At 58.3% G+C, this 14,835-nt stretch carries 8 protein-coding genes; all 8 read right to left on the bottom strand.

The window, feature by feature from the left end; genetic code table 11:
• Positions 1–283: 283 nt before the first annotated feature.
• Entirely contained in the window at positions 284–1,843 is a 1,560-nt protein-coding gene (locus tag KUF55_RS05165; protein WP_218818189.1) for an ABC transporter ATP-binding protein, read from the bottom strand.
• Positions 1,836–2,687 (bottom strand): ABC transporter permease, encoded by an 852-nt coding sequence (locus KUF55_RS05170; RefSeq protein WP_218818190.1) that lies wholly within the window; start codon positions 2,685–2,687, stop codon positions 1,836–1,838. The genes KUF55_RS05165 and KUF55_RS05170 overlap by 8 nt, the downstream gene beginning before the upstream one ends.
• Positions 2,680–3,633, bottom strand: a complete 954-nt coding sequence (locus KUF55_RS05175) for an ABC transporter permease (RefSeq protein ID WP_255557332.1) — start codon at positions 3,631–3,633, stop codon at positions 2,680–2,682. The genes KUF55_RS05170 and KUF55_RS05175 overlap by 8 nt, the downstream gene beginning before the upstream one ends.
• 1 nt (position 3,634) lies before the next feature.
• Positions 3,635–5,179, bottom strand: a complete 1,545-nt coding sequence (locus tag KUF55_RS05180; RefSeq protein ID WP_218818192.1) for an ABC transporter substrate-binding protein — start codon at positions 5,177–5,179, stop codon at positions 3,635–3,637.
• 297 nt (positions 5,180–5,476) lie between these two features.
• Positions 5,477–6,772, bottom strand: coding sequence for an MFS transporter (locus tag KUF55_RS05185; protein ID WP_218818193.1), 1,296 nt, complete (start codon positions 6,770–6,772; stop codon positions 5,477–5,479).
• A 237-nt stretch (positions 6,773–7,009) separates the two neighbouring features.
• Entirely contained in the window at positions 7,010–7,660 is a 651-nt protein-coding gene (locus KUF55_RS05190) for a GIY-YIG nuclease family protein (protein WP_218818194.1), read from the bottom strand.
• 851 nt (positions 7,661–8,511) lie between these two features.
• Positions 8,512–9,579 (bottom strand): hypothetical protein, encoded by a 1,068-nt coding sequence (locus KUF55_RS05195; RefSeq protein ID WP_218818195.1) that lies wholly within the window; start codon positions 9,577–9,579, stop codon positions 8,512–8,514.
• 1,233 nt (positions 9,580–10,812) lie between these two features.
• On the bottom strand, positions 10,813–14,343 hold the full coding sequence (locus tag KUF55_RS05200; protein ID WP_218818196.1) for an NACHT domain-containing NTPase: 3,531 nt from the start codon (positions 14,341–14,343) through the stop codon (positions 10,813–10,815).
• Between the last annotated feature and the right edge of the window lie 492 nt (positions 14,344–14,835).

The following is a 14,835-nucleotide window of genomic DNA, read 5'->3' on the forward strand; positions in this document are numbered from 1 at the left end:
CGATTTGAGGGATGGAACCGAGAAACGGTTTCATCCCTCAAATCGTTCATGCGGCAGTTGCGAAATCCCAGCTTTAGACGGCGACTTGGCCATCGCCGGTAGCCTACGTTTTCTTGCCGGTGACTTTGGGCCTATCAAGCCTGCGGCCTGTTGTTGTGTGTTGGCGTCAGCCAGCCCGCATATCCGTTACCACTCGGTGAAAATCGATCACAGGGCGCCATGGGACACCTGACCGGCCAGTCAGAAGGCACCGATGTCGCCGACACCGCACCGAAGGTTCGGACTAGATGGCCGGAATTTTGTCGAGGGCGAGCTCTGAATATCCGTTTCCCTTGTCCAACACCCGGACCAGCTGTTGGCTGTGTGGGTGCTCGGGTGCCGTAAGGAATTGGGCCAACGGTTTGATCTCGACGAGGTTCCCCGCGTAAAACACGGCAACGCGGTCGCTGACATACCGGATGACGTCCATGTCGTGGGAAATCACCACCAGGGAGATGCCCATGTTCTCGCGTAGTTGCAGCAGCAAATCGAGAATGTGACGTTGGGCCACCGAATCCAACGCCGAGGTTGATTCATCGCAGATCAGCACGTCGGGCTTGACCAATAGCGCCCGGGCAATGGCCATGCGCTGCAGCTGGCCGCCAGAGCACTGTGTTGGCAAGCGGTCAAGGAGCCGGGCCGGAAGCCCCACCCGATCGACCGCTTCCTCGATGAGCTCAGTGGTCTCGGCATCCGGGAGCCGGTGGACGGCTGCCATCAGGCTCGTGCGCAGAACGAGTGCGGGGTCAAAGCAACCAAAGGGTTCCTGCGGAATGATCTGTACTCCGGTCGGTTGTGACTCTTCCGTGAGTCCGGTGATGTTTCCATGGGTGGGTCGTTCCAGACCGGCAAGCAGTCGCGCGAAGGTACTCTTGCCCGAGCCGGAACGCCCGACGACGCCAAGGACTTCACCAGCATGTAGGGCCAAACTGGTGGGGTTCAGCGCCGCTGCGCCCTTGGCGCGGCGGGTGTAGTTCTTGCCCACGGAATCGGCCCGCAAGACACAGTGCGTGGTGATCTCCTGGACTTCCCTGATCACGGACGCCGTGGCGGAGATGAGCTCGCGCGTCTTCTCGTGCCGGGGCGCGGAAAACATCGCCGAGGTCGGGCATTGGTCGACGATGGCACCGTCGCTGATAACGATGACCCGGTCCGCAATGTGTTGAACGCTGGCGATGTCGTGGGTGATGAGTAGGATGCCCAGCCCGCGTTCGAGTTGCCGGCGTCGCAGCAGGTCCAGGATCTCGGCCTTAAGAATAGAATCTAAGGAAGAGGTGGGTTCATCGGCCAGGATGTAGGCGGGATCCGCGGCCAGGGCGATGGCCAGCATGACCCGTTGGGCCATGCCTCCGGACAACTGGTCTGGGCGCATCCGGGATATCTCGGCGGCCGGGGACAAACCGACTTCCTGCAGCAGGGACTCAATGCGCTCTCGAGCATCCTTTGGCTTGCGGAGTCCGGTGGCCCCCATGGCCTCGAGCAGGTGGGCGCGGACGGTCATGCGCGGATTCATGACTCGTTTGGGCTGCTGGAAGAGCATGCCGATCTTCTTACCGCGCACCGCGTCCATGTCGCGTTCGCCGAGAGTATCCAGTCGCTGCCCGTCCAGCAGGATCTGGCCGGTGGCCTGAACCCCGGAGGGAAGCAGCCCCATGATGGCCTTGGTCAACATGGTTTTGCCGGAGCCCGAACGGCCCACCACCGCGACCAGTTCGCCGGCGCGAACCGAGCAGCTGATCGCATCCAATAGGACGTTGGTTCCGGCGAAGACCGACATGTCCTTGACTTCTAATTGACTAGCCACGGGCCTGCTCCTGTCCGGCGGGCTCAAGCACATCGTGGCCGTTGAACCACTGGGTGAGGCGGTTGCCCACCAAGGTCACGCAGAAGCTGACCACGAAGATGGCGGCACCCGGGGCGATCAGGCCCCAGGGGGAGCGGATGGCGTGGGGCTGAGCCTCGGCGAGCATCGAGCCCCAGTCCGACTGTGGCGGTTGCACACCGATGCCTAGGTAGGACAGTGAGCCCAGCAGTACCAGCAGCAGTCCGAAGCGCAGGGCGGTTTGGGCCAGCACCGGGCCGGCGAGAAATGGCAACACATGGTGGCGGAGGATAAACCAGCGCGAACTGCCCACGTGGCGGGAGGCCTCCACATATCCGGTGGAGAGCACCTGGACGGCCAGCGAGCGGACCAGCCGGGCGGTCGGGGTCCAGGACACCACACCGACGGCCAGCACCATCGAGGAGAATCCGGGCCCCATGATCGCGATCACCAACAGGGCCACCACGATTTCCGGCAGAGCCAACAAGAGGTCGTTGGCGCGCAGGAAGAACTCGTCCAGCCAGCCGCCGCGCAGGGCGCTGAGCAATCCCAATACGGTGCCCACTGACAACGAAAACAGCGTGGTCAGCAGCGCCACGGACAGGGAGAAACGGCCACCGTGCAGGACTCGGCTTAAGATGTCCCGGCCGAGCGAATCGGTGCCCAGCAGGTGTCCCCAGCTCGGAGACTGCAAACGCTGGGCTAAATCCTGCGCATTGGGATCACTGGGGGCGACCCAGGGTGCCAGCACGGTGAGCACCAGTACCAGCAAGAGCACGAGTGCCGGGGGGCTGAGTAACACGAAGGACAGGGATTTCTTAGTCATGGCGTGCTCCAACACGTACGTTCGGGTCGCTGAACTGCTGCACCAGGTCCACGGCGCTGGTGACCAGCACCGCGCAGATCACCACGATGACCACGCCGCCCTGAGCCACCGGGATATCGGCATTGATGATGGCATCGAAGATGAGCCGGCCCATGCCGGGAATGGCGAAGATGACCTCAATGATCACCGAACCACCCAGCAGCCCGGCAAACCAGACGCCGGTCATGGTCCACAGCGGAAGCAGACCGTGCGGGATGACGTGGCGTAGCAGCGCGCGGGTACGGCTCAGACCGCGCGCCCGAGCGGCCAGCACATGCTCGGAGCCCAGCGACTGCAAGATGCCCGAACGCACGGCCACGGTGAAGAAGCTGATGGGGCGCAGGCACAGCACAAAGACCGGAAGCACCAGGGAGGCGGGCGAATGGAAGCCCGCGGAGGGCAACAGCGCGAGCTTCACGGCAAAAAGGAGCACCAGCAGTGGCGCGATGGCGTATTCGGGAATGGCGATCAGCGCATGGGTGATGGAGGTGATGAGTTTGTCGGGCCAGCGCTCGGCACGGGTCGCGGCAATGACTCCCAAGACGATGGACACGGCCATGGCCACGAGGATCGAGATCCCGGCGATCAGCAGCGTGACGCCGATCGCCGGCAACACCTGATCGATGACGGGAGTGCCGCTGATATAGGAAATCCCCATGTCGCCGGTGAAGAAGCGGGCCAGCCAGCGCCCGAACTGCACCAACAGGGGGTCATGCAAGCCGAATTGCTCGGCATAAGCCTGAACCGTCTGTTCATCCGCCACGCCGGCGTCCATCCTGGCACGCAGCAAGTTGCGCACCGGGTCCCCGGGGGCAACAAAGGGCACCAGGAAAACGGCGAAGGAGGAGAGCAGGACTGCTGCGCCGAGCCCAATGAGCCGGCGCAGCAGTATTGTCAGGACAGGCACGTTACTTGGTCTTTGCCAGGTCCTTGGTGAAGACATAGCGTGTCAGTGGATCCTGCACGTAGCCCTGCACCGATTCGCCCACGGCGTCGATGGCCTGCTCGTTGACCAGCCAGACGTTGACCGCATCGGTAGCCAGGATGTCGCCGGCCTGGCGGTAGAGGGTGTGGCGAGCGGCTGCGTCGGACTCGCCGGCGGCCTGGGTGACCAGGGCGTCAAAGTCATTGTTGCAGTAGTGGCTCAGGTTGTATCCGCCGGCGCAGGTGTAGTCGGCCTGCAGGAAGCCAATGGGATCGGCAATGTCGATCATCCGGTTGCGCTGGCTGAGCACCATGTCGTAGTTGCCCTTCAGCAGGTCCGGTTCCACCGCGCCGTAGGCCTTGGTCACGACGTTGGCCTGCAACCCGATCTGCTTAAGCTGCTCCTGGATGATCGCGCCAACCGAGGCGAACTCGGCGCGCTCGACGATAGCAATGATTTCCAGTGGCTTGTCCTGGGTATATCCAGACTTCTGGACCAGGGCCTTGGCCTCGTCCAGGTTGACCGTGGGGACACCCAACTCGCCATTGGCCCATGGCTCGCTCGGGGCAAACGGTCCGGTGGCCGGCTCCGCAATGCCCTCATAAACGCTGGCGGCGATGGCCGGCAGGTCAAGCGCCTTGGTGACGGCCTGGCGCAGCTGCCGGTCCTCGAAGGGGGCCCGCGAATTGTTCAGGTAGAGCGTTGCGGTGCGAGGGGAATCGGCCTTCGCCAGTTCCACGGACGGATCGGCTTCCAGCGTGGCAATGTTGGTGGCCGGGATGGACATCGCAATGTCCGATTCCCCGGTCTGGACCTGGGTGGAGCGCGTGGTTCCGTCGGTGATGTAGCGGATCTCGCCTCCGGCCAGCTTCACCTCGCCGCCCCAGTAGCTGGGGTTCCGATCCATGGTCAGTGACTGGCCGGCTTTGGCGGACACCGGGGCGAACGGGCCGGTGCAGTGGCCGAAGGGGTCGATTCCCTTGGCGGTATAGGCCGCCGGAGACAGAACTCCGGCATTCACGCTGGCCATGCGGTAGGGCAGTAGCGGATCCGCTGCGGGAGTCGTGATGCGCACGGTGTCCGCGTCCACGGCCTTGACCTTGGAGATGGTCTTGGGATTGACCGCACGGGCCGGTGCGGTGGCCTTCAGTACGTGGTTCAGGGAATTGACGACAGCCTTGGCATCAAATGCGGTACCGTCTTGGAACTTCACGCCGTCGCGCAGGTTGAAGTCCCACTCGGTGGCGGAAGTCTGCTTCCACGACTCGGCCAGCATGGGTTGAACCTTCTTGTCCACCTGGTCATAACTGGCCAACGTCTCCAGGCACCCCGCGATGGACAACACGTAGGCGTCGTCGCTCTCCATGGCCCAGTTGGACACCGGGGCACGGAAGTTGGCAACGACCAGACGAGCCTCGGAGTCGACCGCTGCCGTGGCGGCGGGATTCTGGTTCGAGGCACCGCATGAAGCAAGTACAGCGGTGAGTAAGACGGTCGCAGTCGCGGTGTGGAGGCGTCCCAATTTCATGAAGATCCTTTGAGATTACGTGATGATTAGGCCCCTTAATCACAAAAAGCCTTGGTAAGCATACCCTAACTCTGACTGCGGTCATGGAATGAAAGTCGCTCGGGGAAGCGGTCAATCGGATGGTGGATCGTCGTGCGTTGGCGGGTGGAGGGTCGGCCGCATGGCACGAAAAAGATTAGCAAGATGACGGAGGCAACGAACTTTCAGGTCAACGCCAGAAAGCATGCGTTTTGCTGATACCGAGAAAGTGGCCGCGGCCGGCGCTGCTGGTCAGACACGAGCGGGACCTGACTTGCGTCACCGAGATTGAATCTCTGTGGGAACCGTGGACTTTTCGGACCTTGTGAGCAGGCCTCGAACAATTCCGGGGGCAAAGAATGCCGCAAGCAGCAGAGGAACGATGAGGACCAGCCATGGCAGGATGCTGGCGGGTCCTGGGGACGCGGGTTCGTTCAGAAGCCCTCCGATCAGGAGATTGCCCAGGAGAACGGCAATGCCGCCGCAGGTGGCCAGAAGACCGTAATAGGAACCTACCGGTCTCGCTCCGGCAATCCGGGGGATGAGTCCGAGCGCCGTGGAATGAGCCGTCATATGCCCCAGCGCAAGTAATGTCACCGCCGCAAGGATCGTGATGGGAGCTGTTCCCTGTTCCATTGAAAATATGCCGGTTATCCCCAGTGTGCAAAAACCCAGTGCACCGAGAATGTAGCCCATGCGCAGGGCGCGTGGTGCGCCCACGCGTGCGGCCAGCCAAGAGATCGGCAACTGCAGCGCGAGAGTTAAGACTGAGACCCAGGCGAAGACCAGCCCAAGGAATTGGGTGGCGACTTCTGCCCGTCCGAGTTCGAGGGGGATCGCCAGGTACAGCTGGTTGTAGGCCAGCAGGTCCACGGCATGAAGGCCGGCGAACGCGATGAAGCGGCGGTCCCGAAGGCTGCCCCACGACCGTCCGGAGGTTTCCGTGGATCGTGCATTGGATGTCTCCGGGCGCGGGGTATTGCCGAGTGTTCGCCAGAGCAGCACACCAATGCCGAGGAAGAAGGCGGCTCCGAGTCCGGCAACCGTGGCAAAGCCCCAACCCCAGAGCGCCGCGCCGACGAGTGGGCCGACAACTGCTCCGATTTCACCGGTGATGCTCAGCCAAGCAAAGAGCGTGACTCGTTGCGCAGCCGACTGCGAGCCGTCCCGCCGTGTCGTTTCCACAGCGGCCACCAGAACGTTGAGTCCAGGGGAAAATAGCGCGCCGCCGAAACCGGTGAGCAGGGTGCCGGAAATGAACAGCCACAGGATTGGGGAACCGGTGAATAGTGATGCCGCCAGGGTGAAGAATCCCAGAGCCCGAACAGCGCAACCCACCAGGATGACCGACCGAGCGCCGAAACGGTCAGCGAGGGTTCCTCCGACGATAAACAGTCCTTGTTGGGCGAAGGTGCGCACGCCAAGGATGAGCCCGACAGCAGTACCGGCCAATCCGAAGTCCTCAGTGAGGACCAGGGCAAGAAAGGGGACCACCGTGTAGAAGCCAATGTTGAACAACGTTTGCGTTCCGAGGAGGACGGGCACTCCGTTGCGGACACGTGGGCGTTGTTTCATGCGAGCAAGCTTTCGGGCCTCACTGATGCTGGATCGTGTTGTGGATGCATTGGCAATCTGCCACTCTAACTTACTCCCGCGGAAGGGAACCCGCCTTGAAGTCTTTTTGACTCGCGGATTCTCAAAGACGCGGGCATGAAATGGTGAGCAATTCATATTCTGTGCGTCTGCTGGCCCTGCGCATTTGATCAAGCCGCTCGCAAATCATGAGGTGACTGTGCCGGTTCGGCTGCTTGCTTAGTTCCTGTTCAGGCCGAAGCTGCGTGTCATCAGTGCTTCCTTGTAGTGGGCTTCGGCAGCATCCACCTCTGAGGAGGGAGTGCTGGGCCCGAACACGCGCAGGAGGCTGAAAACAAAGTGCCGTGCATGGTCTGTCTTGGTCCCAGCCGCGCTGTGGTGGGCAAGCTCGCGGAGGGCGACGTTACCGCCGTGGCCGTCGCGCGCATAGACGGTCCAACGACCGAGGATGCGCTCGGTGCCGTCGGCCTTGCCGACGTACTGCTTGCCGTTGCTGGAATCCGTAATGAGGTAGATCCCTTGGACTTCGGACAGTGCAGCACGCCAGTCGGCATAGCGTGGACCATCCACTATGTCGCGAAGCTGATGGTAGGGGAGCAGCACTCCGTCGAAACCGGGAAAGGGCACCTTGTCCCGGTCGGCGATCTCCAGCACGGGCATGCGTGCGGCACTGGCAGAGGTGCCACTTCGATGCCAACTGCGTGGGTTGTCCCATTCGATCACGAGCCGGTCATGCAGGGGTGCAAGGAATTCTGTCGGGCGCAGGTCGAAGAACCGGCACGCTTCGTTTCGTTCCGCGGCCGCCTCGCCGCGGTTCTCGAAGATCCCCGAAAGGCGTGAGCGTCGCTGGCCGTCGGCGACAAGGATCACCCAGTATCGGGGAGGATGAGAAGGGATCAGCCGGGCGATGGTCTAAAAGGAGCTCAGCCTCGGCAGGGAATGAACCGCAAGTGTAACCGTAGCAAAAAGGCAGTGGTCTGATTCCCCGGACGCTTCAGACTGTTCCCTCATCGCCTGCTATGCCATCCAAAAAATCACGCAAGTCCTTTCTGTTCCCGACTTGATTTCGGTCAGGCTAGCCAAAAGAAACTGCTCTGGACCGGTCAGATGAGGGGCAGACCGCATCTTCAGCATCAGGACGTCGATGCTTTTCGGCAGAACTGCTGTTCAGGTCCTGGCGGCCTCTACAAACCATCAGTATTTGACTCGTCGATACGGTTGTTCACGACTCATCAAGTGCCATTTAGAAATAGTTCGCGCATTAGATTGCTTCCATTCGACATGGTGCACCCTATGGTCGTCGTGATCGTAACTACCTCGATCAAAGATAACGGATGCTACAGGTATCGGAAGGACTTGTAATCCTTCGATTCCGAGAAGAGCGTCGGAGCGCAGCACACCACCCGGCTTCGAATGTGCGGGCGTCAGCTATCAAGGCAGCATCGAAGAATGACAGATGGAGCGGGAAGGAGACGGATCACTGCGGAGCATGGCAAGGTGAAGCATTTCCATGAGCTCAAGGCTCAGGGGATCAAGCCCGCCGATATTGGCAAGATTCTTGGCGTTAGCAGATCTATAATTTACCGCTACCTATCCCTAGGTGATGAAAATGTTTCAGCATAAAAGCCCTGTACTTGATAGGCGACGGCTCCTTGCCTACGCCGGAGCAAACGAGAAGTTTTCCAAAATTTTCAAAACGTTCTGTCGCCCCATCCGTCGTCCTAGTAAAGGCGAAAAGTAAATTCTTGTCGCCCACGTTGGATCACATAGTCCCATGTCTGTGAATCTGCCCATTCAGGCTGTTCTATGACTGGAGTGAGTGAGTTGTTGCCCGGAAAACTGGCTGGCGGGAACTTGCTTTTGGGAAGTACGAAGTCTTGACTGGGGCACTCGATGGATTGGTCAGTCAGATACCAGAGGGTTTCTGTCCCAATGATTTCGGCGAGGCGTCCCTTCAATTGAAGGCTGCCCGGCTGTTTTCTGGTTGATTTCGCGGCGACTGCCAAACCGTCGACCAAACGTCTGTGAACGGCATCCCATTCAACGAGAGTCGCTCGTCCCCATGCACGTCTGCGTTCAAGATCCCCTACCAATTTGGTGATAACATTTTCGAAGTTTTCAGTGTTTTCCCATTCGACTGCGGAGAACCCTGGAGTGTCAGCGGTGTACCCAACGAGTTCAAGGATCTTGTCTTCTGGGTCGACTTCTTGTCTGCCGGAGTATTCACTGATTTGAAGTTCTTCCGGAATAGCCAGCCTCAGCCCGATACATAGTTCACCTGGGTGGTCGGTAGCTTGGACAATGATCTCGTTGTTGTGCAGGCTCATATATTCCGCAGCTGCGCCCACCGCACTTCGAGCACTTTCGTATGAGTCGTCGTCGGCGAAGTCAGCTATCTTCATGTCTTGGCTGGTTAGTCCGTCTTCCAAGGCTGATTCGATTCTCTCTTTTAGGGAAACGAATCTCTCTTCGATGTCCCCCTGGACATCCTTGAGAAGATCTTGTCGCATTGAGGTTGTCATCGATTCGGCTGCATTGCTCACGACCTTACTTACAGCTCTACGAACTTTCGGCTCAACCACAAGCAAGAGGCCCGCCATCATGAGGGTCGTGCCGAAATTCGTAAGAATCGATCGCCATATCCCCAGATCATCGGTGCCAAGTATGGGAGCAAGGGTTCCCACGAAGAATGGGCTCGCCGTGAAAAGCACTCCTGCTACGAGAAGCCCCGCCATCCATCCATGAAGAATTCTCTCTTTGCCTGCTTGTTCTTCATTCCGATTGTTCACAAAGAAACCGTACAGGGCTGGTCATCAGCCAGCTAACGGAAGATGCCCCTCTTGTGAGGAACCTTTGCGAAACAGAGCGCCATGAACGCGTGGCAAATCTTCTCCTTATTCACCTACTTTGTATTCAGTTGACGTTTATGCGCAGTAATTTCCTTCTCCAGGGCGTCTTCTTCGAAGCCTTCTTCACTGATGCTTAACCTTTGCAAGAAGTAGCCACCCTCACCTTCTGCGCGGCCAACTAAGTGGCCTTACATTTCGGTGGTCTCGATCAGTCCGAACGATTCCATCTGTTTTCGGGCCAGCATGTAGGGATCGCGGGCGATGCCGCAATAAAGGAGTCTTGCATCGGATGGAATAGCAACGAGCGGTCCGGGCAAACTACCCTACCTGCCGGCAATCATCAGTAGGAGGGCTATCTCAGAGTTTTCCAGCACCTGGATCCAGGACTTCAGAACTAAGCCAGCGGGGAGCTTCAGTACCGAATCACCAATCTTTGGGACCCTGTATGGTTCCACGGTCCCGCCTTGCCCGCCTGCTTCGTCGAAGCGATAGTACTAATCAAAGCTTCCGCGTTTGCCGGTTGGTTCCGCGAATGCCAAAAGTTTTGCTTCTTCAAGGGTATTTAGGCTTCAGCGAACCGATCTGGCTCTCTTGTCCTTGGAATCGATGTCTACCGATCCCATATAGCCCTCCGTATTTGTGGCGACTATATCGGTCCGCCCCAGACGGGTAGTTTGCCCGACGATCGGCAGGGGACCAGCCAGGCCGACGGATTTCTTCTCAATCTAGGTTATTGCGAGGGCCAGCAAATATAGCCTGCGCGTCGAACCCTGACTCGACGATTTGCGGGTGGCTGGTGGACGGATACTGCGGGGAGGCACTGTTCGATCCGAGTATTCACTCATCGGGGCATTCTCTTGGTAGCTAAAAGCATGCCGCACACGAAAGCTGTGCCCTTTCAAAGGCCCTCTACCACTTTCCTTGGAAAGGAGCTTGACTGCCGCATCCCGTACGATCTTACAGTAGCTCCCCTGCAGTCTACGGAGCCGGAAAGCGAAGGATTTTCGTTCCATTCCGCTCGGGGGACGTGAGGGATCGACGATTTTTGCATCCATGTAGTGTCATTTCCTGCATGTAATCCTGACCATCTACCACCACTGAAACCACCAGAACATAGTCATCTGTGTGGCTTCGGACTTGTCAACCTTCGGTATCGTTGTCGAAGCGCCCGAACTATATCCGCGGGACGTTTGGCACCCAGTCTTTGTCCGCAGCTTCGTTTGCTAATGAGGATTCTCGGTTTGATGAGGAGTGCCATCCTTCTGCTGCGCGTACCCAAGCGCTCGGGAATAAGGCGGGATTCTGCAGGATACGGTCAGTAACTCGCGCTTCCATAGGCGATGCGACATACCCGATTTCTACTAGACATTCCGGCCCCAAATTGGACAGTGCGTCCAGCAAGTTCTCGTCGTAAACATGAAGCAAACGATCCGTGACGGCAATGGCAACGCTCCAATGGTGAGGTGCTGATGTCGACATGCCTAGGAGCTGTTCGTCTGTCAACGGCGCAAGCGGATCACGGACGTCGTGGTCAGCTGTGAAATGCGAAACGACTAGTGCCAGTCGATTCGAGTACCGGGCAGCGGCGCCCAAAGCATCGTTTCCCATCCGTCGAGGGATAGCTGTTGCCCCGAGTCGGCTTGTCGACATGGCCAACGAATAAAAATCATCGTCTGATGCTGCATCCAGGACCTCCGCTACATTAGCCATGTGTTCGAGCACAATGTCTTCACGCGCCGTCGCCAGGAGGGCAAAAGCCCAAGTCCTCCTCGAAAGGGAATCTTGGTACATATCAAAGGTGTTCTGCCACCATTCTGAAGTTTGTCCCTTGCGGAGAGCCATAACGAGTGTGCCGTAGTCTGTAGCTGGGCCGAACGGCTCCCCGTTTTGACTCATCGATCCCTCGGGCCTCGTGTTCTGCGTTGCAGCCCCAATGATCGCTATATCTGCAGCCAACCAACATGGCCCGTGTATCCGCGCCAGTTCTCGTGCTGCGTTCTGCCAGGGCTCCGTCGTGCCCTTTTGGCCCTTCGCTTGTGCCCTCGCCGCCTGTTGGAGGCGTTTGTATCGTCCATCCTCCGCCACGAGGGCCTTGAAGGCATCTGGCCGTGAGGAACGCTCCGGTTGTTCTGTCCAAAAGTGGCCAGAGGCCACGGCTTGCCCCTCACGACCTGCTTCAGCCAGTCGGATGAACCAGAACGGTCGCATGCTCCGTAGTAGATTGCCCGCGTGGCTTGAGCTCAGCGTCTCTACTTCAGAGCACCATCCATCGAGGACGGACTGGAGGAGCCGGACGTCTTGGGCTGCTCCCCAGGCTGGCGACGCGCCCGCCCATAAGGCCGCTCGGCAGGACTCTGCATTGACAAGTAGAAGTCTCTCCGTGACGGGAGGAGCAAGCTTTGGTACTCCAAACCTGCCTCCGAGGGCCAGCCAAGCTGGCTCTAGTGGGGTACCCATAGCAGCAACAGCCTTTGGTTCCCACCACGCTGAGAAGTCCTTGGAGCTGATCAGGGAGTGATGACGCAGCATGGTGACTCGGGCAAGAGAACCAACATATTCGGGTGCCTTGTCAATGTCATCCAGTAGTGCTCGCTTCAACTCCTCGCCTCCAGATGATTCGCCTAGTCGCGGAAAGTTGGTCGTCCCGCTTACATGCGCCATGGTCGCCAGCCGGACTGTTAGATCGTCGGCCAGTAGTTTTGCAACGTCTCGCTGAACCGCTGTTTTATTGGTGAAGATACCGTCGCTGAGTATGGTCCATACAGCTACACGTTCTTGCAATGGATGCAGTCTGTCTTCCAGTGCCTCGTCCAGCCCGTACCTAAGGCTTGCAAGCTCGTTAGGGTTGGCAAAGCCCGCGTAAAACCTTGCTGTATTTAGCCAGTAATTACGCTTCACGAGTTGCTTCAGGACATCGGATTTTGGCAATGGATCCCGACGGTCCTGCCCGGCCCACTCGGCAAGGAACTTCGCCGCAAAGTATTCGCGGACAGGCTGTACTGCAAACTCGAATGTCCCCTCGGATTTGCTAGTGAGCGCCCAAAAGCGGTCCGTGACGGCCTGAAAGAGTTCTGCAGCCCGGTCAACAGGTCCATCTGTCCGGCGGAAATATAGAAAGAGCGTGTCTTGAATGGCTTGAAGTGTCATGTGGTCAGCCCCGCGTTGACTCTCCACTCCAGACTGCATATGCCATCCCAAGAAGGACGTTACTTCGATGACGTGCGGAACATGATCTCGGTGAATCTGCTGCTTATTTACCTCTCTGTCCATGAAAGTTTCCATGTAGTCCGTGTAGAGCGGAGTTCTGCTGATAGGCACGGCATCGCCTTTTCTGCTGATCAGGAAAAGCAGGATTGTCAGCTGCATCGGATTGTCAGCAAGCTGGGCGACGTGATCGTACGTCGTCCGTTCCTCGAAGGTGCGCCTCAATTTCTTTCGGGCCATCCCGCGGACGCCGTTTAGATTGGCCCAGCGGGATACAAATTCGCGCTGCAGCTGCACGTCCAGCGGGCATAGCTCAAGGGTTTGGAATATATCCGTATCTGGCTCCGGCAAACTCGATGCGTTGGGCCGAGCAGTAACCAAGATTTGGAATCTTCGTTTTGCCTCGGATTGGCCCATCCTTAAAGAGAATCGATTGATTTCGTCCACGACGATCTTGCGAAGCCGCAAATCGGCGACTTCGTCCAACCCATCGAGTACCAACAGACTTGGGTACCTGTCCAAGAGGCTCTGTAGTTGTTCCACCGTCACATGTCGCCCGCCACTGTGGAATGTGCACAGGGACACGAGGAACAGTTCTATGGAACGCTGGTCCTTGCGTCGGTTACGAAGTTTAATGTTGGTGTCCTCATCGCCAAACGGGTCCCGTCCCGAAAGCCATAGCGCGTAGTCACTGAGATCTACACGAAGAGGCAGTTTGGGGTCATTCGCCGTCGGCAATTCAGTGGCTCTTATTGCTAGGTCAGGCGTAATTGACGCCCGGTGGATTTGACAGAGATATTGGCCCAAAGTGGACTTCCCCTGCCCCGGAACGCCAAGAAGGTAAGTCAAGGGGAACAATGAATTTAGCATGTAGCCAACAGCGCCTGTGCTGTCACTGATGCTTTCATGATCGGTGTAGAAGCGCTCCTTTGAAGACCCCGGCTGCTGTATTCGTCGCGCCTTGACATCTATGAAGAGCTCCGAAATGTCCACCCGGTCCATGTCGAGTTGTGAAAACTTAATCTTGGAGTCATCGCCCCACTGGGAAGCAATGACCTTGAGGATCGTCTCCCGCATCTCATGCGCGGTACCCTGAGCGAGGGCACCAAATATAAGATAACGAATGGCTTCTGATCCCGCGAGCATCTCTTGATAGGACCACTTGATAGAGTCTGGGGCTGCATCAACTTCGGCGTCGATGTCAGCCTGCCACCAGCATTCAACAGGTATGCCAATTTCTCGGCCGAATTCGTCGAGGAAGATTTGCAGTTTCTGCATACTTCCGGTGTCTTTGGAAGTAGTTGTTCCGGCCACGGAAGTCATTAGAATGTAGCGGGAGATCCCTTTTTCGCGCACCAGTTTTTGGATCTTTGTCCGCTCCGCCTCGATGGTGGCCTTCAACCAAGTGTGGGGATTCTGCTGCATTTTGCTTGACCACTTGACTTGATAAATAATGCTGCCATTAGTGATGGCATCGATGCCGCCGTCAGCCATCCCCACTGGGAAGCATTGGACAGGGTCGTACCGCAGGCGGAGCAGTGCGCCGCACAACTGCTGAAAGGCACCCTCGCTGAGCCGGGAATAGAGGTACTTAAACGAGTTTCCTGGCTGCTCAGAGGCGGACCGTGTCGTACTCACAGTTCCGGGTTTGGGCTGCCGTCGCTGACTCCGGAAGGCCGGCCGCGGAGTACCTGGCCTCGGTATTGTTGCGAATGGGTTCGATCCTGGTCGTGGCCTGGGAAGATTACCTGAGTCCATAGGCAACATCCTGCCATACTCAGATCGGCTCTATCTCTCGTGCCTGCCACATGGATTGTTCCTAGTTAGCTCCGTGATTTGTCCGTTGCCATAGGCTTGCATGGGATACGTCCTGGCTATCAGGAAGCGGATCCAACGGTGCTGGACCGGGACCACGAAGTTCGATCGGCTGATTTCGGCGACTAGAAAAGATTTGTCCTGTCCACAGATTCCTCCGAGTTCTGGACCGTCCGG

The sequence above is a fragment of the Paeniglutamicibacter sp. Y32M11 genome (assembly GCF_019285735.1).
Classification (GTDB): Bacteria; Actinomycetota; Actinomycetes; order Actinomycetales; family Micrococcaceae; genus Paeniglutamicibacter.